Origin of the sequence: Bacillus sp. AFS029533 (genome assembly GCF_002585125.1) — a bacterium.
Taxonomy (GTDB): Bacteria; Bacillota; Bacilli; order Bacillales; family Bacillaceae_G; genus Gottfriedia; species Gottfriedia luciferensis_B.
This window is the reverse complement of the sequence record NZ_NUQC01000073.1, coordinates 1-20988: the sequence shown is the minus strand read 5'-3', so window position 1 is coordinate 20988 and position 20988 is coordinate 1. Positions and strand designations below refer to the sequence as shown.

Here is a 20988-nt window from a genome sequence, read left to right as displayed (position 1 = left end):
CCAAGGTCTTCCCCAGCCCCATGGACCAAATGCCGCTGCACCAAATAAAAACGGAAAGAAGAATGGGAAAAATCTTTCGTCCTCTTGTTGCGGTATTCCTGAATATGGATAATATGGTTGCTCAATTTGTTGACGATAATCATACATTATAAATCACCTCCATACTATCTAATGTACGGAGAATTGCTCATTTAGGAGCAAGGCCATGCATATAGGCAAAAGTACAAATTCTTTTGCTAAGAATACTGTCACCCTTACCTTCTTATCTTAAATCATTTTGTACATTTCGTATTGAGCTATTTTTTCTTTCTTAAATTCTAGTTTCTGAAGGAAACCTTCAAGGCTATTGTTATTTGGGATTGAGGTTGAGAAAGATTTTAAATTTAGTTCACTTGCCGCAAATTGTAATAAGGTAGTTGCTATTTTTCGATTACGGTAAACTTTATCAATTATTAGGACGCTAATTCTACCATTTTCATTAACTGCTAAAGCACCAACATTTTCATCATTAACTCTAGCAAGAAAGTAACTAAAATTAGTTAGTTTTTCTAAATAATCAATGTCATTTTGCCAGTTTATATGATAGTCCCATTTTGAAATTGTTTCTTTGAATGGTTTAAATTCAACTTTATTTATTTCTGTACTAGGATCCGATTGTATTTGTTGTAAAATTGTTAAATCTGATTTAGAAAAATAAGAAAGGTCATAAATCTTTTCAAATCCGAGTTTCTTATAAAAATTAATTGCACGATCATTCCCGACAATTACTTCTAGGAATAATTGTTTACATCCGTTTTTCTCTGCTTCTTCTTTGTGCAGTTCAAATAATTTTTGGCTAACACCTAACCCCCTATAATCTGGACTAATAGCTAAAGTTCCACATCGCATTGTTTTAATCGTTTCATACATTTTTATACCGCCTAAAATCACACCTACCGCTTCATTTTCATAAATTGCTACGAAAGAATGCTCAGGTTTGTTACCTTCTGGACCGAAAAACAAATTGACAAACTGTTCCTTAGTATAATTGAATTTAACGATATAATCTGAAAAACCTATTGAAAATGCTTGATATGCTAATTCAACGTCTACTTCACTACATCTAACATAATTTATTTTTTCTAGATCGATATTCTTCTTCAAATTTGTTTCCATCTAAACACGTCCTTTTTTATTTAGAAATGATGAGTTCATTTTCATTTTGTTGAATTTGCTCATAGTTAAAAGCAATTTTTTTCTTAAATAGTAAGTAACTAGTTACGCATAAAATCATAATAATTAGACTACCATGAAACAACCAAACTAGATGTGGCATTGATAAAAATGATAATAATGGTGATGCAGCTACAAAACCGATCGTAAAACCAACTCTATTTAACAAATTTGCGACTCCGAAGATTCTACCTCTTATGGAATTATCGGTTTTTTGAATCATCGTTGAAAAATAAGTACCTGCTGCATTATCAAAAAAGCCTGTAAAAAATGCGAAGAAAAATACAACCCATAAAATTTGATTCGATAAAAATAAAATGAATCCGATTGATGTTAAAACTGAAGTTCCGTAATACATAAATAGATAATGTTTTTTTAACCAAGAGACCTTTGGAATTAACCAAGTCGAAAGGATTCCTCCAATACCCCAAGTTCCCCAAATAAGTCCTTGGTAAAAGGTTGCATGTTCTGTGCTAATTTTTTCTGCTAATATTGGTACTCCGACATTATGAGAGCTGGCTGAGAATGTTTGAAATAGAAATACAATGAATACAAATACTAATAGTGGTTTGATTAGCACATATGTTTTTACTTCTTTCAAATCAATAAATACTTGTTTCCAATGATTGTTTACACCTTTTTTAACTGTATTTTCCCATTTATAAAAGATTAGAACAAATGCGGATAAGAAATAGGAAAGAGCATCTATTCCAATGATTACACGATAATCTACAACCGTTGATAAGAATGCTGATCCTAAAAATCCAATAACCATACTAATTGCACCAAGGCGTGAAATAAAAGCATTTATTTTTAAAATATTTTCTTCACCAAATATTTGAGGTAAATCTGCACTAAAACTAACTGAAAAAAAGCTTCCTAATGCACCAATGATAAATGCTACAATTGCAAACATGAAAGGTGAAGGGAAAATACATAAGATAAGAATACCTATTCCTCTAGTAATATCGCTAAATATCATTAGCTTTCTTCGATTATATCGATCCGCAATTACACCAGAAAATAAACTTGTTAATATCCCACCACAAACACGAAGAGCTAAAACCGCAGCCAGCCATGATGTGCTTTTCGTCATCGAGTAGATCACTGCATTCATTATGACCAATTCCATCATACTGCCTATATCCGAGAACGCTTTTGTATATAAAAAATAGACTTTCTTTCCCATTATAATCCCTTCATTCTTCTAAAATTAAAAATTCACACCCTTATTAATAAATAGACAAACAAATAATTCTAATTTGGACTGAATTCATTGTAATTCCTCCCTCTTAATTAAAACTGACTATTAAGTTTATTTTATTCTATGAACAGTGTATGTTGTTTGCTTTATTTTTAACATAAAAAATTTTCTGAATTTAAATTTTAGGTAGGAAAGTATTCTCCTTCTCTACCCAAAATTTCAATTTTAAATGACGATATAAGACATAATCATTTCTTCCGCAGCTTTAAATTGTGCTTTGTAAATTTCATCTTCTTCTACAACTGAATAATGCAAGCAAATGCCATCGATATTAGCCCAAAACAAACTAGAAATAATATCAGGATCGATCGTTTTCTTAAATTCACCTGATGCTATTCCTTGTTTAATAATATGACTTAAAAATAAACGATATTGATCTTTGTACCTTTCAATCATAATGGCTTGTAGATTTTCATGCCTAGCTGAATTAATCCAAAACTCCATGTGAACTCTAATCATATTTCGCCATTTTTCTGTTAAAGAAATTTCACTATACATTTGAAATAACTCTATTAACTTATCTTTTGATGAACTAATATTTTGAAATCGTTGATTAATTTTTTCAAATGTTTGGACTGTTCTTTCTTGCATTAAAGTTAAATATAACTCTTCCTTGCTTTTAAAATAATTATAAATTAGACCTTTACTCGTTTTGGAATATGCAACAATATCATCCATTGTTGTCGTATGATATCCTTTTTCTCCAAAACATTTTAAAGCACTTTCAAGAAGACTCTCTCTTTTGCGTTCTTTGTAATCATCTGAGACTTTTGGCATTGAACACTTTCCTTTACTCATTAAATATATTTAAACTGACTGATTAGTTTAGTTTATCAACTAAATTTTGGAATTTCAAGAGAATATTCTAAATAATCACGCGATTATTATCAAATCACAAAAAAAAGTGACGATAAGTCGTTAAACCTATCAAGTCACTTTATCAAGTTAAAATTAGTTTTGTTCAAGTTTTGCTTGAACAGAAGCTAACTTACCTTCCATTGTGCTCTTCTTATCGCGACGATCATCAATTCGAATAGTCGTTGCTACTCTTGAAATTCCATTTTCAAATGGTACCTCATGCATTTCTTGTACAACTTTTAATAATAACGGTAAGTCGCCTTCAATAATTGTATTCATTGGTGTAAGCTGGAATTTTACTTCGCCATTATACTTTTCTAAAACTTTATGTATATTTGCTACATACGCACTTACACTAGGTGTTTCAGTGCCAATTGGTACGATTGAAACGTCAATAATTGCCATTTTTTGTATTCTCCTTTTTTATCAACTTGTTACTTGTCTATCCTAACATGTTTACGATAATAATGAAAACTCGACGATTGGCGAGCTTTAAGGCGAGGAAAAAGACGTAGTTGCACTTATACTAAATTCCTTAAATTTGGAACTCCGTCGAGTCCCCTTCTTAGCTGCAAATTTATAAGGTCTTGATGTGAAATGAAAAATTTAACTCTTACTCTCCTGACAATAATCAGGAAAATACTACCAATTCTACATTATATAATTAATATCCCTTTTCGATTTTCACTACATTTCTTAGTTTCTCGTTATTTTCTAATGTTGAAAGTGTATTAACAAAACACTTAACACCATCATTTGGTAAAGTAACTGCCGAAATATGTGGAGTTATTTTTACATTAGGCATTTGCCATAATTCAGAATCTGCTGGAAGTGGTTCAACAGCAAAAACATCTAAAATAGCTTTTCTAATATTTCCATTATTCAAAGCTTCCTTTAAAGAGTCCTCGCATACAGTTGCTCCTCTACCAACATTGATAAACCCTACATTATTTAACAGTTTAAATGTATTCTTATCTAATATATTTTTCGTTTCATTCGTAGACGGAAGAACACTAATAATCCAATCTGTATGATCTAAAATTGTAGTTGCTTCTTGGAATGGAACTATTTTTTCAAAATATTGTTTTTGATTACCGCTCATAGAAACTCCATATACTTTCATTCCTAAGCTAGATAAAACCTTACCAATATGTCCTCCAATTTCTCCTGTGCCATAAATGACAACTTTTTGGTCTTCTAAAGATTTTGGGATATGAAATTCCCACTTATTTTCATTCTGTAAATTTGAAAATTGCTCATGTAATTGTGAATCCTGGAGTATGTAACTTAAGCAATATTGACTCATTTTTGGACCAAAAACATCAATCGTTCGCGTTAAAAGCACGTCATTTTTCCAGTTAATTTTCATGAAACTATCTACGCCCGCTGCTAATGAATGGACCCACTTTATGTTTCCAAATTCAAAATTTGGTGTTGGACGAAAACCAACAAATGTATCAGCCCACTCATAATCCTCTTTTGTTACTTCATCTTCTGGTAAAAAACGAAACTCTTTTGATAGATTATCAGATTCAATTAGATCTTTAAGCTTATGATGAATTCGGCTAGTCACTAAAATTCTTTGAATTTCCACTGTCCTACACTCCTTTTTTTGTACCTAAATAAATTTTAGCATAATATTCCGAAAAGAATGAAAAGAAAACACTTCGAGTAATAAAATAGGATTCGAGACCTTTTCAACCCAATCTATTGGGGGGTATCTCTACAAAACTTTTCTTTTTAGACGATCTATTGGACCTTTCAATTCATAATGAACAGTTTTTTATCAACATTTAGCGGAATTAGGGTATATTTGCTAGATTTCCATATAAAATAATCTACTTTTGTTCAGTAACCAGCCTATAATACCCTAACAGGTATGGGTAAATTTTAATCTTATTTGCGATTCGTAAGGATTTAATTGCAGTTTTGCTGATTTTAATTGCTGTTTTGACATTTTTAATTGTTATTCTGCCAATTTTATTTGCGATTCACAAAATTTAATTGCATTTAGTCCTTATTTTGCAACTTTTCATCTTTTATTTGCACAGCTGTACTCCTTATTTGCGATTCCCGAAGAATTACTGAGTACCAAATCTACGTTTTCATAAAAAAAGAGGTTCCCTTAAAAAGTCAGGAAAACCTCATCTGTTTAATATCTGTCTTATAAAACTTTACTTAAGAAACTTTTCGTGCGCTCGTGTTTTGGGAAATCAAATATTTGTACTGGACTGTTTTCTTCTACTATGAAGCCTTGATCCATAAAAATTACGCGATCACCAACTTCACGAGCAAAGCCCATTTCGTGTGTAACAATGACCATTGTCATTCCTTCTTTAGCAAGTTGTTTCATAACCTCTAAAACTTCTCCGACCATTTCGGGATCTAGAGCGGATGTAGGTTCGTCGAATAACATAATTTTTGGTTCCATTGCAAGTGCTCTTGCGATTGCAACACGTTGTTTTTGTCCTCCAGATAGTGAGTCAGGATATACATTTGCTTTATCTGAAAGCCCGACTTTTTTTAATAGTTCAAGTGCTTTCGTTTTAGCAGAATCATTCGCTCGGTTTCTTACTTTTTTAGGCGCTAGAGTAATATTTTCTAAAACTGTTAAATGTGGAAATAGATTAAAATGTTGGAATACCATGCCTACTTCTGTACGAATTTTATTTATATTTGTTTTTTTATCTGTCAGATCGACGTCTTCGATATAAACTTTACCCGCTGTTATTGTTTCTAACATATTTAAACATCGAAGGAAGGTTGATTTACCAGAACCAGAAGGACCGATTACAACGCATACTTCACGTGGTTGAATTGTAATATTGATATCTTTTAATACTTCTAGTGAACCAAATGATTTTTTTAATTTTTCTACTTTAATCATCCTGTAGTCAACCTTCTTTCAATGCGATTTAAAACAAAGCTTAACGTTAATGTTAGGACTAAATAGATTACTGCAGCAGATATGTACGGCTCCCATACTTTATAATATTGCCCCTGCATTGCTCTACTCCAATACATAAGTTCAGGTGCAGCAATAATAGCTGCAATTGAAGATTCCTTAATTAAGACAATAAATTCATTTCCAAGTGGAGGGATCATACGTTTTATAGCTTGAGGTAAAATAACATGTTTCATAGCTTGTACATGTGTCATTCCTAAGGAACGAGAAGCCTCCATTTGCCCTTTATCAATTGATTGAATCCCAGCACGAAAGATTTCAGCAATATATGCTGCTGCATTTAATGATAGTGCAATGATTGCGGCCGCTATTGCGTTTGTCTCTCCTATAAAATACGGTACTACCCCAAAGTGTATTAATAAGATTTGTACAAATAACGGTGTTCCTCTAAAGAAATTGATATACCAAACAAAAGGTAGTGCTAACCATTTATTTGATTGCATTTTACCTAATCCAATAAATAATCCGATGATCGTACCTAAGAATATTCCTGCAAAAGATAAGCCAATTGTTAATCCAGTTCCTTTAAGGAAAAACGGTATGTATTCTTTTATAATGCCAAAATCAAATCCCATTTCTTTTCCCCCATTTAGATAAAATTGCGTAACACAAATACCTGTTACGCAATTTTTAATTTCCTATTTATTTTCTTCTGCTTTTAATGTTTCAAGATCTGGCTCTGATCCAAAATGCTCTTTATAAATTTTTTCATAAGTACCATTGTTTACTACTTCTTTAATTGCTTTATCAAGTTTTCCTTTTAATTTACTTCCATCTTGAAGTAATAGGCCATAGTATTCAGGTTCAAAGCTATTTTTATCATCAATAACAACTAGCTTTTTATCTGGATTATTTTTTGCATATGCTTCGAGAACTCCATTATCCGCAACTACTGCATCAGCTCCTCCACTAAGAAGCTCTAAAATTGCTAAATTGTTATTTTCGAATTTTTTTAGATTTTTATTGTTTTTACCAAACATCTTTTCAACAGCTTCTTGTCCTGTTGTACCATTTTGTACTGCTACAACTTTCCCCTTCAAATCTGCGGCTGATTTAATACTACTACCTTCTGGAACTAGAATTTTATTAATCGACAGAAAATAAGGTGTAGTAAAATCATATGTTTTCTCACGATCTGCATTGATCGAAATAGAAGACATACCAATATCAGCAGTTTTGCCACCAATTTCAGCAAATAATGGGTCCCATCCAGTATTCACAATTTTAATCTTTACCCCAGCTTCTTTCGCAACTGCATTTGTAAAATCAACATCAAATCCTACTATTTTACCATTATCAAGATACTCAAATGGCGCATAAGCAGCATCAGTAACAACTCGTAATGGTTTGTCTGCTGTTCCGCTTGTTTTCGCATCTTTACCACAACCCGATAAAATTAGAGCTGTCGTCACAGCAAATGCAAACGATAGTTTTTTAACCTTTTTCATTTTAATACCCCCAATTATTTTTGATTTATGTAAGTAAATATCTGAGTAGATTAAATATATTGAATATTTTATATATTTAGATTTTTAATTATTATATCTATTCTTGTTTAAATATGCAATACTATGTCATTTTTTGCCAATTCCCTCCATTAAACAGATTAATTGAAAGGATTATTAAAATAAGGTTTTATATTATTAATGTATTTATAGATAAATATATTTCATTCAAAAAATTCTAGTCGAAATCTTTTTAGTAAAAATAAAAAACCGGAAACATTCGCTTAGTTTCCGGCTCTCTTATCTCTTTATTTAATTAAAATTGATAACTCTGAATATCCTTTGTTCGTTTTATGAACTTCAATTACTGCAGGCATTGCATCCTTTACATCTTGCACATGAGAAATAACCCCTATTAAACGGCCAGATTTTTGAAGTTGAATAAGTGTATCAATTGCTTTTGATAATAATTCATCATCTAGCGATCCAAATCCCTCATCTATGAACAACGTATCAATTGATACGCCACCCTTATGTGCTTGAATAATATCTGCCATACCTAATGCTAAACAAAGTGATGCATTAAACTGCTCTCCACCAGATAAAGTTTTTACATCCCTAGCCAGACCTGTATAGGAATCATATACTTCCAATCCTAAGCCACTTTGTTTCCTTCCTTTTTCAACTGCATCTTTTCGTTGCAATTGAAATTGGCCATTTGATAAATGATCAAGTCGGATATTTGCCGATTCAATAATTTGTTCAAAGTAATCCAATAAGACATATCGCTCAAACGATATCATTTTATCATTATCGCCTTTTGTAACTTTATATAAATCTGTTAAACCTGCTAATTTTTGTTCAGTTTTTACAAAATCCTCTTGATAGATTTGCAGGTCAATTTTCAATTGACTTAAACGCTTATTTAATTCTTGAATACGAATCATCTCATTTACGATAGCGTCTAAATGCTGAGTAATTTCTTGTACCTTCATTTTAAGTTCACTTACATCAACTTTTTCCATCGATTGGACTTGTTTTTCAAGCAGCTCTTTTTCAGTACTTAATCTTTGACGATTCTCTTCGAACATAGATAAATCATTTCGATATTGCTCAATCATTTGTATATAATCAATTGCAGTTATAAACTCAGATTCTCCATTAAACTCGTACTCAGCTATTTTTTCATGATAAAGAATTGTTGTTGTTCGAATTTCTTCATTTAAATTTAAAACTTCTTTCTCAAGATGAGTGCGCGTAGTCTCTTTTACCGTCTTCTGTTCAGTTAGGATCCTATATTCTTCTTCAATCTTTGAAATTTTAGCTTTTAATATTGCTATATTTTTTTCAATTTCATTTTTTTCCAATTGCCATTTCTCAAGAGTTCTTAAAGATTCAGGTAATTTTGATTCAATTTGTACGATCAGAATTTTTAATTCATTTAATTCAATCGTAAACTTATTCATTGCCTCAGTCTTCTCAGTAACTTTTACGGTTAAATCCTTAACTAATTGTTCTTTTGTTTTTATTACATGATTAATCTTTTCGAAAACAGCTTTTTTCTCAGTCAGATTTTTTAAGTTTGATTCATTTTCATTAAACTCATTAGCAAGAGTTTTAAGACCTTCATTTGTAAAATCAAATTGACCATGCTCTTCAAAAAATGATTGTTCATCAATTTTTAATGAGTTTTCTTTACTTTTAATTTCCCCCTGAATTGTTGCTAGTTCCGTCTGGAATTGATTTACTTGCATTTTCAATTTTTCTGCTTCTTCTTCATTAACTGTCCCATTAAATTTAGCAAGTGATGGGTGATGAGTGCTTCCACAAACTGGACATTGCTGTTGATCCTTTAAATCTTTCGCTAAAAAAGCGGCTTTTTGCTGATGCATTTCATTTTCGATTCTGTCCAATTCTTCTTTTAGCTTAAAATGATCTAAATTTTTTGTTTGATATTCATTTCGTTTTTGCTCTAATTCTTTTTTGGCAAAAAAGATTCGTTTAGCAAACCCACCTTTTAATGAGATTTCCTTGTTTAATAAGGAGAGTTTCGCCCATTGATCATGAACACCATCTAAATCATTTAGTTGCTGTTTTAATTGATTTAATTCTTCGTTCTCTTTCTTTAAACCATCTTGTAATGTTTTTTCTTCATTTTCGATTAATAGAATCTGTTTAGACTTAGTAAGAAACGCTACTTTATGATTTTGAAATTGTTCTACATCTTCTTTTAACGCTAATAAATTACTCAATTGGCTTTCTAAGCTACCTAATTTTTTTTGCTCTTCAGGTAATGTAGCGACTTCTGCAGATATTTTTTCAATTTTAATGAGTGTTTCTTTTAAACTTTCTATTTCAATTAATAATTTATCGTTCGTTACTTGCAGTGAATTTTTTAATTTCTCAAGTTCAGTTTTTACAGGCAATACTTTTTCAGCATTTGTAGCCAATTTTATTTTTACTTTTTTATCTTCTATTTCTAACTCTTGACCTTTTAACATTGTTAATAATTCAATTACTTCTTGTAATCGATCAATATTTTTATTATGAGCTTCAGCTGAAAAAAGCTTTTGCTGGCTAACTTCTAATTGTGATTTTTGTATTTTCTCATTTTCTTCAAGTCTTTTTAAATCCTCAATTATACTTACGATATGTTCAGTCAAAATCTCATTAACAATATGAAGATTAATTTGAGAATCGTCGGCAACTTCAATTCCTTTTTCACTTAGCAATTTTTCAATTACTTCTAATTTAATAACGATTTTCTGCTTTAAATTAGTAAATTTACTTTCCATGTTCTTTCGAGCTAAATTGAGAGTTTCAGTTACTTTTTCAAATAGTTCAGTTCTGAAAATTTTTCGTAAAATTTCTTCCTTTTCTTTAGTATCTGAAACTAATAATTTTCTAAATTCACCTTGAGGAAGTAATACGATTTGTTTGAATTGATCTGCATTAATCCCTAATAATTCTTCTACTTTCTTATTAACGATTGAAGTTTTATTAAATTCCTGACAATAAGGTACTTTTTCCTCATCCTCAATTTTATAAAACTCGATTTTATCGCCAGTAATACCTTTATTTTGTTTCTTTTGATGGCCTTTTTGTCTAAAAATATTATAATGATTTCCTTTTAATTCAAATGTCAATTCAACACTAGTATATAGATCATCATCAGCAAAATGACTTCGAAGCAATGTTTGGTCATTCCTATTTTCACCGCTCGCTTCTCCAAAAAGAGCAAAACAAATTCCATCAAATATTGTTGTTTTACCTGCACCGGTTGGACCAGTTATTGCAAATAGTCCTTTTTCGTTTAGTCGACTAAAGTCAACATGTACCTTATCCTTGTAAGGTCCAAATGCATGAAGTACTACTTTTAATGGCTTCAAATCTATTCCTCCCTTACAAAGATTTCTTGAATAATCTCTTTCATATATTGTTCATCTTCAATTTTTAAATCTTCATTTTTCATTTCTTTATAAAAAGATTGGAACAACTCAAGTTGATTTTTTGATTGTTTTTCCACTAAACTCAGTTGATTTGTTTTATCTGTTTGTAATGTCGTTCGCTTTCGACTAACATGCATTGCATTTGGATAAACTGTTCTAATTTGCTCCATCGGATGTACGACCATATGCTCATCAGTTAATTTTACAAATACATAATCATCATTTACAGAATGCTGTCTAATTTCCTCAATCGTTCCTTCGATCGATCTTAAATCTCGTTTTGGATGAAAATCTTTCTTAACGACTGATAGCTCACCGTTAGCTTTTAAATCAACAATTAAGCAGCCTTTTTTATGGTTTTCTTCAGAAATTGAGTACTTTAAAGGTGACCCTGAATATCGAATTGATTGATTTCCTACAAAATGTGCCCGATGTAAATGTCCTAGGGCCGTATAGTTAAAATGTTTAAAATTATGATGTGATACGTATTCAGCTCCACCAATAGAGAGTGTTCGTTCACCCTCTGTCTCTTCATCTGAAGGCTCCCCATTATTTGTTACGAATGCATGTCCAACAAATACATTTCGTACTGATGAATCTAATACTTCATCTCTTATTTTATTTATGATTGCTTTCATCGCGTCATCATGTGAATGAATATCATCGTTTTGTAAAATATAACGTACAATACTTGGTTCTGCATACGGAATTAAATAAAAATGAACTTCACCTTCATCATCATTTAAAATAACTTTCTTAAATGGGGTTTGAAATTTCCCTACTAAATATAAGCCTTCTTTTTCCATAAAACGGCTACCAAATTCAATTCGTTCAGCGCTATCATGATTTCCAGAAATCGCAAGAATGGGCGTATTACATTCAATTACAATTTTATGGAATACTTCATTTAATAGTTCAATCGCCTCAGTTGGAGATATACTTTTATCATATAAATCGCCTGCTATAACAACAGCATCTGGCTTTTCTTCTTTAATTATTGAAATGAATTCATCTAATATAAATCGTTGGTCTTCTGTCATATGTACACCATGTACAATTTTACCAAGGTGCCAATCTGCTGTATGAATAAACTTCATTAAATACACCTCATCATTTTATTTACTTTCATTGTTACTAAATTTATAGAACAACTTTTCTATCTTATATTTTACATCAACATACGAACGTTTGTATGCTTTTTAATCACATTAATTTTAAAAATGAATTATTAAGTTAAAATAATTGAAATACTAATTAATATGATTCAAAATAAACCTATCATAGCTTTAGGAGGCAATTATGGAAAAAATAGAAGATGTAAAAAAATACGAGGAAATAATTAAAAGTGAAAAGCCAATCGTGGTGAAGTTTTATGCAACTTGGTGTCCTGATTGTACACGTTTAGATGCTTTTATCGGAGACGTAATTGAAGAGCACCCATCATTTACTTGGTACACAATGGATCGCGACGAATTTCCAGAAATCGCTAGTGAACAACAAGTAATGGGAATTCCGAGTTTACTTGTATTTAAAGAAGGCGAAAAAATTGGACATTTACATAGCGCAAATGCAAAAACGCCAGAATCAGTTGAAGAATTTTTATCAACTTTTGAATAACATCAAGTAAGTTAATCAGACTGGGATTATCCCTAATATCTAAATAAAATAAATTAAACCACAAGGTGATTGAACCTTGTGGTTTTTCGTATGCATTATTACCCTTTTATGCTGTTCTTTTTTCCTGGCCATTTATTGGCAATTTGGACTTGATTTATAATTTCATTGAAGATGTTGTTCAATTTTCTTAAGTCACAAATCAGAAACAAAAAGAAACACCTATATCATTTCAATTATAGGTGTGATTTTTTCATATTCAATTAAAGCTGTTTTCTTTCATGTAAATTAATAAATACATTTTTACAAATACTATACCATGCATATCCTACTAACCAGCCAGCAATAATATCAGAGAAATGGTGTACATGTAGGTAAATTCTACTCATTGATATTAAAAATATCATTAAAAGAACAATAAATTGAATCATTTTTTTATGTTTCATCATTTCAGGTTGGATGACAATTAAAATAAATCCTAATGTTAAAAAGAAGGATGTTGCCATAACTGCATGACCACTCGGGAAACTAAATCCACCTTCCACATAGTACATTGAACTTGGTCGTGGTCTTTCATATAGATCTTTTAAAAATGAAACAACCACTCTAGCTGTTAATAATGTAATAATTAACGATAAACCAGTCCAAATGCGCTTACGGATAATTGAATAAACTAAAACAATAACTGCAAATGTTAAATACATTTTTGAAGAACCAAAATCTCTTAAAAAATAACAAAATGAATCTAGTGCGTCTGTTCGAATAAATTCAAAGAATTTAAACGCTGAATTGTCCAAACTCCGAATCATTTTTGAATCATAGATTAGTCCTAAAATAACAAATAGAAAAATAGAAGTAAAAATTAGTATCCAATTATTTTTTTTCATAAATTCCTCCAAAATAAAATCCAGTTATTGCATCTTAATTGCTTGTACTTTGGATACACAAAAGAAAAACGACGAGAGCTCCCGTCGCCACTTTCATGACTATTCTTCTTCCTCATCAATTTCATCAATCATACATTTTTCCAGTAAGTACTCAAAAGTAATATCCGCTAGTTCCTCAATTTCTTCTTCCTCAGGAACATAACCCCGCTGAATGAGCTGTTGATAGAAAAATTCTGCTATTTCTTCCGTATCAATAACTACCTCAATTTCTTTCACTAGCATCACCCCTTACTAGTTAATATGTGAAAAATGAGAAAATATGAAAAAAACCTTACCAAGCACAAAAAAAATATTAATATGTAACCTTTAGCATAATACAACATTGACAAGCATATATTCAATTAAAACATGTTAAAGGAGCGAGATTCCAATGATAAAAATGGACAAGCTAGCTAATTTAAAAGAAATTATGGTTAATGATGAACTGTTTGAAGAAGCTGTTGAAAAACTGACGACAATTGCATTTTTTATTTTAATAGGGATAGGCATACCTTTTATGATTCATATAATTCTACAATTATTGTAGAATATCCTCTCTCTCAATTTGTTTTCTTCTCTGAGAATTTATTTAAATTTTTAAGCACTAGATCCATCACAATTTTATATTCTTCGTCTTGGAAGATTGAATATAAAACTGCGTAATCATTATATATATCTAATAATCCATCAATTATTTCTTGTTTTGTTGTTTTATTTCTGTTTTTATTAAAATCATTCATTGAGCGAAGTTTTTCTAAGTCTAATTTTGTAATGCCATTTTTATCATTTCTTAGTTTTTTTAGAATTGCATTTGCAGTTTGTGCTGATGCAATTAAGGTTAAATCTGTTTCATCGGCTTCTAACCATTCTCCATCAGTAATACGCGCTAATTCGTAAATTGTATCTTCCCATGCGTCATTTTTATATCGCCAAACCTCTGTACGGTACCCCACAATTCGAAATATTTCTTTTTCATAGCCATTGACTTGAACTAGATCTCCGAAAGAAAATGAATAATTTACTTCTATCCATTCTTTTTCAAGTTTTTTCCCATCATATTCGTTGAGAAGCTGAAGAGTATTCTCAACATAAAGTCCGTCATGATTATTGACTTCATAAACAAAAACGCCGTCCATCAGTTTAATATTTATTAACTTTCTATTTTTATTGGCTATTGAGACAAAAAAATACCACTCAAGTTTAAGTGAGTGGCTTATTAGGTGTTTTTATTTTTATATCCTCGTTTTTTATTTTTAAAGTTAATTTTAGTAATGCTTCTGCAGCAAGTTTTGCATTTAACGTTCCAATTTCTTCATATTTAAACTGACCCATGAAGAAACACCCCTCTATAGACTATTCAAAGGTCTAGTCTATAGTTCACGAAAGTAGGTATTGTAGTCGTATATAAGAAAAATAGATAAGGCATAAAAAAAACAACCCTCCTAAATTAAATGAGTTGTTTCAGCGTGAAAACAAAAGGCAAAAAACTTGATTTTCACCCTTTTTATGATTAGCTAATTTCAGTTTTACTTATTTATTAACAGATGTAAACATATTAAAGCTATCCTCAATACGATGGTTAAAGTTTGTATGTACTGCTCTTAAAGATTGCAAGTAATGTTCATTTAATGATGACCATACTAGATCTCTTTCCTTTAAACTCTCTATGTAGTATTTTCCAGTTTGTTCATATTGCTCTTCTACCCTTTCAATTAACTCAACTGAAGCTTTGAACGGAGTAGATAAAAACTCACCAAATTTATTTACCGTTTCTTCAAATAGATTAACACTTGATTGAACTGATTCATCAGTTTTTGCAAATTTAATTCTTGATGTATTTTCTTTTATATGATTATTAAAGTACTTTATTTCATCAAATAAACCATTAACTGCATTACGATATTCCTCATTAAATTTCCTTGTTTCTTTTAACACTTTTATAAACGAATCTAACCTTTGTACTCTACTGTCTCTTATGTATGTCAAACTACTTTCGTATTGATCCCAGAGCGTATTAAAAAAAGGATCCATAAAATATTTTTCTACTTTCTCGTCTTTAATTTTTTGACCTTCTGCCTTTGGTTTTGAAGCTTTCTGTGTCGTCAAACTTCTTCCTCCTCTTTTGGATTCGAATTTTTCTCTATTTTATCCTCTCTTTGAAATGGAGGAATGTAGAGCTCAAGAAAACTAGTATACATTTTGAAAAATTGATCAAGCATTGATTGATAAAGTTCAAGTTGTCTTGCATTACTTGTTAAGTATGCCTTCCCAGCTTCTGTAATTGAATAACAGCGCTTAGCAGGTCCGCTTCCTTTTGTATCCCACTCCGATTGTACAAGATTTTCTTTTTCTAGTTGTCTTAATAATCGATATAAATTTCCTTGGTCAAGTGTTTGAAACCCGAATGCTTGGAGCTTTTGAATTAAATCATAGCCATGAAGTGTCATCCGACTAAGAAGTAGAAGAATAAAAGGCATAATAAAATTTTTCGAAGGAGTAATATTTTTATCTTTCTCATTGTTCATTGGTAACACCTCTATAAAAAATCTAATAGGTGTATTTTACACATATATGAATATAGCGTCAATACAGTAAATATAATTTATTATAAATTTTCAAAAAACTTCAAACATAGCGTTTATTCGTTAAATATTTTAGTAAAAAAATACAAAGGAGTGATAAAGTTGTACGTTATAAAAACCGAAAGTATCAAACTGTATTATGATCGGTTAGGTACTGGAGAACCTCTCGTATTAATTCATGGTCTTGGAGAAGTAAAAGAAAGTTGGTTTAAACAATATGAACTAGCGAATGAGTTCGATTTAATTATTCCTGATTTGCGTGGCCATGGAGAAAATGATTTAACTGAAGGCATCTCAATTAAGAATTTCGCAAAAGATGTACTTGATTTAATGGATGAGTTAGGAATTGAAAGTGCGCATATTTTAGGCCTATCTATGGGTGGGACTGTTGCACAAGAGATGTACCGTCAAGCACCTAAACGATGTCGCTCTTTAATCCTAGTTAGTACATTTCATTTTGCTCCAAGACTACTAGGTTTATGGTTTATTCATTATAAGGAGCTTCGTTCAAAAATTTTCACACCCCAGCAGATAATAGAAATGACAGCAAGAACATGCCTTTTTTCATGGGAAAAAGAGTCATTACAACAATTTAAACAATATTATCGCCCAAACCCAGAAGGATTTGACAGGTCAATGAGAGCATGTTTTAAGGTTGATAATAGAGAATTGTTACCAAATATAAAGGTACCAACGCTTATTATTGGTGGTCAGTATGATCCGATTACGCCAGTATGGCTCCAATTAGTAATGCATAAAAGTATCCCGAATTCAAAATTAGTTATTTTCAAAAATACTGGCCATGTAACCAAAATGGAAGCTGCAGAAAAATTTAATCACACGATCAGCTCTTTTTTAAATAAACATGAACCCGTTAAGATTTAAAATTAATTTCTAACAAACATTAGCAACCTATTTCCAGCTTGTTGATAGAGTTTTTTATAAATACCTAAAAAATAAGCTTAATCAACGTATTGCATCTAAGTGTACTATTCTAAAAAAATCCTCCATATAGTTTAACAAAAACGGGAGGGTACGAATATGTACGAGAATTGGCTAGATACATTATCATCTAATGATTTATTTCTGACCTTTCTATCAATATTAATTGGTGCAATCGGTGGTTATGCCAATATACTATTAGCTAATGAGGGCTACATTAGAAGTTATCGGTTTAAAGATTCTGATGGTAGAGAAAGATATTCACTTGGTTCTAAGCGTGAAATAATTCTTGGAGCAATGGCAGGGTGTATATCATACCTTATTGCTGTACTAACGACAAATGATCAAACTCCTGTATCGATTATCATCTATGCTTTTATTTGTGGAGTTAGTGGCGGTGCTTATTTAGAAAGATTGGTTGATAAAAACGTTAATAACAAAATCATTGATTTTAGTTCAACGCTTGAAGAAATGGAGAAAGAGAAAAATGAGAACAAAAAGACAAGTGCCCCTTCGAATAACACGGGAAATGTGCATCAAACAGATACTGGTGTTGTTGATGCAATAGATCTAAATAATGAAAATGACAATACTAATGAAGAAGTAGATTTTCATTACAATATTTTAATGAAAAGGCTAAAATGTGCAAGAAGTACTAAGGAAGCTGAAAAATATTTTAATGAATTAGTTCGATTGATCAATAACAGATAAATGTTTAAAATTGCATACAAAAAAGTTCAGTTCTATCTTTCGGAGATGAAACTGAACTTTTTTTTAACTTTAAAATTCTCAAAACAGAAAATAGTTGTGCAATGTGAGTTTTCTCGTTTCATGGAATGATCATCGCTGCATTAGAACCATTCTATTTTAATAGTGGCAATTTCCTTACTTCGAGTCGTATCATGACTTGAATCCATATTGCTACTAAAATATATTTTATTAATAAAAGTCTTTAAAAATTGATTACATATTTCAGGATCGATTACTTCTAAATTGTCTAGCGTTTCAATGATTTTCTCTATTTTTTGACTCTCATCTTTTTCATTTCTTACATTCTCTATTTGGATCTGATAGAGTTCAATTTGCTCATTCATTTGATTCATTTGACCAATTAGTTCATTTTTTAGTTCTTCATATTCCTTTTTAGTAATTTCTCTATCCATCCTCATTTCTCTAACGTTATTTTGTCTTTTTTCAATTTTATCCTTTTGTTTGATTAATGAGACGAGTTCAGTCTTTAATCTTTGTTCTAGTTCGATTGTTTTCTGAGAATCTAGCATTTTTAGCGCGTTCTCTAGCTCTAATTTTTTTTCTTTTATACTTTTTAAAACAAATTCTTCAACCAATTGATATTTATAGCCACGATCTTTACACTGATTATTTGATATTTTATTTGAACATGATTTTATAAAATCAATTTTTGAATTATCTTTTTGAATATATCGCTTCCGCCCACAGCAATTGCAGTATATTAAATTTTGTAACCTACGTACCTCTTTTCGGTTTTGAAAATAAACATTTTTATTATTTTCTAATATCGTTTGAACCGCAAAGAATTGCTCCTTTGTTATGATTGCCTCATGTGCATCTTCAATAAAAACCTCATCTATAATTTTATTATGAATACGTCTTCTAGCCTGTATGGCTCCATAATATACAGGATTCGTACGTAATTGGCTAATATGTGATGTAGTAAGGATTTTACCTTGTCTACTCCTCCAATTTAACCTATTTAATTGCCGTGCTATTTCATTGACTGAAACTCGTTCAAACGATTTATCGAATATTAGTCGAATGATCTTTGCTTCCTCTTCGATGATTTCTAATTTTTTTTCCGAATTTTTTCGATATCCAAGTGGGGTTTTATTACTCATTACCCATTTTCCTTGCTCCGCTGCTGCTAATCTCCCTCTTGATAACCGCTTTTTTATCTGCTTATATTCAAAATTAGCCAATACAGCCTGAAACGAAAATAACATTTCATTTGTTTCCTGGGATAAATCTATTTTACCTTGTGGGGTTAATATTTTAATATCATTTAAGATTAATACTTGCTTGATTTGTTCAGCATGTGCATTATCACGTGAAAGACGATCTATATCCATAATGATCAAATAATCAAATTCATGTATTTTCTTAAGCAATAAATTTAATTGCTCACGATCCGTATTTACACCACTCGAAATTTCCTGATAAATGATATAGTTTAAATTATGTTGATTAGCAAGCTTAATCAAAGCGTTTTTATGATTAAGTAAAACTTCATCTACATCTTTTTGCTCTTCATTTCTTGACAGTCTGAGATAGATAGCTGCTAACATATAATCACCTTAGCATTAAGCATTTTACGTAAGTGATGAATTCCCAATAAAAATAGAAAGTTTATATTTGTTATCTTACCGACAGTACCATATAACGTAATCACGACAATATCATCTACGTTATATTTTGGTTGTTTTTTCTTTGTCATACTTCTTACCTCCTTCTCCATACGTCGTGACTAATTCGTTTTTACTGTATACTATGCAACCGATAGATAATTGTCTGTCATTTTCATAGTAAATAAAAAAAGGGATTAGCCTATTTTGTAGGTAAGAATATAATAGCTAGTTTCAAAAATGGTAGAATCAATAAATTAATGGGATATCCTGTAAAAGTGTTCAATAAAAAAAAGATGCAACTTAGTTAAACTAAGCCACATCTTATTGATCTTCTAAATATAAGTTCCATGCTTCATCAAAAACGCTCATCGATTGATGGAAAGTTCCATCAAACTCTAAATACGAGCTAATTTCGTCATAGCTTGAAGAATGTTTTGGAAATGAGTGATCATTAAAAAGATGATCTGCCAATATTCCAATTTCATTAGGAATTTTATAGTTTCTATGCTTCATCATATAATGGTAAAATGACTTTCTCATGATTCTCCCTCAGTTTAATTATTTATTTTGTCTGTTTTTCTAAAAATATTACTACTTTTTGAATATGCTTAATACTATAACAGATTTATTTTATATTTTAAAAATACTCGTTCTATGACGAGAAGTCAAAATAATTTCTTTTTAATAATCTCGGTTGCTTCATTAATTCATCAAATGTAACTGAAACTGGAAGTAATTTTGTTGAAATGAGAAATAACTGATCCTCTATTGATTTGACCATCTCTTCTTTTTGATAGGTAAATTTACACTGATCACAATGAAATGATGGTACTCCTGTAATTGTGATTGCTCGGGAACCATCCGGTAATTCCCAATGTACTACTGCTTTTGTTTCCTGTACATTCTCCTCACCGCACCAATCACATTTTAAAGTATTATTCATCTTTCTTTACACTTCCATCCATTTTTTGAATTTGTGATTGAAACTTTTTCTCTTTTAGTTCATCCCTTTTTTCTCGTTTATTTTTTAATGAACTATGTGTTGGATCTGTTTGATATTGTTCTCTCTTCTTCATTCTTTCTAAATCTGAAGGAATAAGACTTTGCACCTGATCATTCATGATACTAGCAATACCAACCTTAGCTGCCTTCTTTAAATAATCAGGGTAAACTAGTGAAAAATACTCATCAGCGGTATCCTCTTTATAGTTTTCAGGCTCTGGATAAGATGTGATGACACCCTCAAAATTCCTTAGTACGGTTTTTTTACTGCTTTGAGAGACGATATAGTTTGGTTGAAGTGAGATTTTACCTCCTCCGCCTGGTGCATCTACTACAAAAGTAGGTACT

General features: G+C 30.8%; 24 protein-coding genes and 1 pseudogene. 4 read left to right on the top strand and 21 right to left on the bottom strand.

Translation table 11 applies throughout. The features are described from left to right. Positions 1-267: 267 nt before the first annotated feature. The 10 genes from COE53_RS23425 to COE53_RS23380 all read right to left on the bottom strand — a co-directional run bounded on the left by COE53_RS23425 (position 268) and on the right by COE53_RS23380 (position 12290). Complete coding sequence (locus COE53_RS23425; RefSeq protein WP_098948793.1) at positions 268-1155, bottom strand: GNAT family N-acetyltransferase; 888 nt, start codon at positions 1153-1155, stop codon at positions 268-270. A 16-nt stretch (positions 1156-1171) separates the two neighbouring features. Continuing rightward, on the bottom strand, positions 1172-2401 hold the full coding sequence (locus COE53_RS23420; protein WP_098948792.1) for an MFS transporter: 1230 nt from the start codon (positions 2399-2401) through the stop codon (positions 1172-1174). Positions 2402-2641: 240 nt separating this feature from the next. Next, the gene (locus tag COE53_RS23415; protein WP_180242474.1) at positions 2642-3253 is read right to left on the bottom strand and encodes a TetR/AcrR family transcriptional regulator; all 612 of its coding nucleotides are present in this window, start codon (positions 3251-3253) and stop codon (positions 2642-2644) included. A gap of 174 nt (positions 3254-3427) precedes the next feature. Next, the gene (locus COE53_RS23410) at positions 3428-3739 is read right to left on the bottom strand and encodes an MTH1187 family thiamine-binding protein (protein WP_069032044.1); all 312 of its coding nucleotides are present in this window, start codon (positions 3737-3739) and stop codon (positions 3428-3430) included. 259 nt (positions 3740-3998) lie between these two features. Further along, positions 3999-4928 (bottom strand): D-2-hydroxyacid dehydrogenase, encoded by a 930-nt coding sequence (locus COE53_RS23405; protein ID WP_098948790.1) that lies wholly within the window; start codon positions 4926-4928, stop codon positions 3999-4001. A gap of 570 nt (positions 4929-5498) precedes the next feature. Beyond that, a complete protein-coding gene (locus COE53_RS23400) occupies positions 5499-6221 on the bottom strand; it encodes an amino acid ABC transporter ATP-binding protein (protein WP_091021137.1) in 723 nt (240 codons plus the stop codon). Then, entirely contained in the window at positions 6218-6874 is a 657-nt protein-coding gene (locus COE53_RS23395) for an amino acid ABC transporter permease (protein ID WP_069032041.1), read from the bottom strand. Before COE53_RS23395 ends, COE53_RS23400 begins: the two co-directional genes overlap by 4 nt. A 63-nt stretch (positions 6875-6937) precedes the next feature. Then, the gene (locus COE53_RS23390; RefSeq protein ID WP_069032040.1) at positions 6938-7747 is read right to left on the bottom strand and encodes a basic amino acid ABC transporter substrate-binding protein; all 810 of its coding nucleotides are present in this window, start codon (positions 7745-7747) and stop codon (positions 6938-6940) included. Positions 7748-8052: 305 nt separating this feature from the next. Then, entirely contained in the window at positions 8053-11133 is a 3081-nt protein-coding gene (locus COE53_RS23385) for an AAA family ATPase (RefSeq protein WP_098948789.1), read from the bottom strand. Positions 11134-11135: 2 nt separating this feature from the next. Further along, positions 11136-12290, bottom strand: a complete 1155-nt coding sequence (locus COE53_RS23380; protein ID WP_098948788.1) for an exonuclease SbcCD subunit D — start codon at positions 12288-12290, stop codon at positions 11136-11138. Between the two features lie 202 nt (positions 12291-12492). Between COE53_RS23380 and COE53_RS23375 the strand changes: the two genes are divergently transcribed. Next, positions 12493-12810 (top strand): thioredoxin family protein, encoded by a 318-nt coding sequence (locus COE53_RS23375; protein WP_091021134.1) that lies wholly within the window; start codon positions 12493-12495, stop codon positions 12808-12810. Between the two features lie 260 nt (positions 12811-13070). On the opposite strand, the gene COE53_RS23370 is transcribed toward COE53_RS23375, so the two are convergent. Both COE53_RS23370 and COE53_RS23365 read right to left on the bottom strand, forming a co-directional pair. Continuing rightward, complete coding sequence (locus COE53_RS23370) at positions 13071-13694, bottom strand: phosphatase PAP2 family protein (RefSeq protein WP_098948787.1); 624 nt, start codon at positions 13692-13694, stop codon at positions 13071-13073. Positions 13695-13793: 99 nt separating this feature from the next. Then, positions 13794-13970: a YozD family protein gene (locus tag COE53_RS23365; protein ID WP_069032035.1), complete on the bottom strand. Its 177-nt coding sequence runs from the start codon at positions 13968-13970 to the stop codon at positions 13794-13796. A 154-nt stretch (positions 13971-14124) separates the two neighbouring features. On the opposite strand from COE53_RS23365, the gene COE53_RS24180 reads away from it, so the two are divergent. Continuing rightward, positions 14125-14280 (top strand): hypothetical protein, encoded by a 156-nt coding sequence (locus COE53_RS24180; protein ID WP_175403429.1) that lies wholly within the window; start codon positions 14125-14127, stop codon positions 14278-14280. Positions 14281-14293: 13 nt separating this feature from the next. Here COE53_RS24180 and COE53_RS23360 read toward each other — a convergent pair whose 3' ends face one another. The 4 genes from COE53_RS23360 to phaQ all read right to left on the bottom strand — a co-directional run bounded on the left by COE53_RS23360 (position 14294) and on the right by phaQ (position 16258). Continuing rightward, positions 14294-14869 carry a hypothetical protein gene (locus COE53_RS23360; RefSeq protein ID WP_069032034.1) on the bottom strand — a complete coding sequence of 192 codons (576 nt, stop codon included), beginning with the start codon at positions 14867-14869 and terminating at the stop codon, positions 14294-14296. Positions 14870-14933: 64 nt separating this feature from the next. Further along, positions 14934-15065, bottom strand: a complete 132-nt coding sequence (locus COE53_RS24460; protein ID WP_286162620.1) for a hypothetical protein — start codon at positions 15063-15065, stop codon at positions 14934-14936. A gap of 198 nt (positions 15066-15263) precedes the next feature. Next, positions 15264-15839, bottom strand: coding sequence for a hypothetical protein (locus COE53_RS23355; RefSeq protein WP_069032033.1), 576 nt, complete (start codon positions 15837-15839; stop codon positions 15264-15266). Further along, positions 15836-16258 carry a poly-beta-hydroxybutyrate-responsive repressor gene (phaQ, locus tag COE53_RS23350; protein ID WP_069032032.1) on the bottom strand — a complete coding sequence of 141 codons (423 nt, stop codon included), beginning with the start codon at positions 16256-16258 and terminating at the stop codon, positions 15836-15838. Before phaQ ends, COE53_RS23355 begins: the two co-directional genes overlap by 4 nt. A 159-nt stretch (positions 16259-16417) precedes the next feature. On the opposite strand from phaQ, the gene COE53_RS23345 reads away from it, so the two are divergent. Next, on the top strand, positions 16418-17200 hold the full coding sequence (locus COE53_RS23345; protein ID WP_069032031.1) for an alpha/beta fold hydrolase: 783 nt from the start codon (positions 16418-16420) through the stop codon (positions 17198-17200). A gap of 156 nt (positions 17201-17356) precedes the next feature. Next, entirely contained in the window at positions 17357-17968 is a 612-nt protein-coding gene (locus tag COE53_RS23340) for a hypothetical protein (protein WP_069032030.1), read from the top strand. 140 nt (positions 17969-18108) lie between these two features. Here COE53_RS23340 and COE53_RS23335 read toward each other — a convergent pair whose 3' ends face one another. The 5 genes and pseudogenes from COE53_RS23335 to COE53_RS23320 all read right to left on the bottom strand — a co-directional run. Beyond that, positions 18109-19578, bottom strand: coding sequence for a recombinase family protein (locus COE53_RS23335; RefSeq protein WP_098948786.1), 1470 nt, complete (start codon positions 19576-19578; stop codon positions 18109-18111). After that, on the bottom strand, positions 19572-19727 hold the full coding sequence (locus COE53_RS24175) for a hypothetical protein (RefSeq protein WP_175495533.1): 156 nt from the start codon (positions 19725-19727) through the stop codon (positions 19572-19574). Before COE53_RS24175 ends, COE53_RS23335 begins: the two co-directional genes overlap by 7 nt. Positions 19728-19959: 232 nt before the next feature. After that, on the bottom strand, positions 19960-20178 hold the full coding sequence (locus COE53_RS23330) for a YozE family protein (RefSeq protein ID WP_025671848.1): 219 nt from the start codon (positions 20176-20178) through the stop codon (positions 19960-19962). Between the two features lie 112 nt (positions 20179-20290). Then, positions 20291-20581, bottom strand: coding sequence for a YokU family protein (locus COE53_RS23325; RefSeq protein ID WP_091021129.1), 291 nt, complete (start codon positions 20579-20581; stop codon positions 20291-20293). Then, positions 20574-20988, bottom strand: a pseudogene (locus COE53_RS23320) (lysine 2,3-aminomutase); the annotation flags it as partial. The gene COE53_RS23325 and the pseudogene COE53_RS23320, both read right to left, overlap by 8 nt.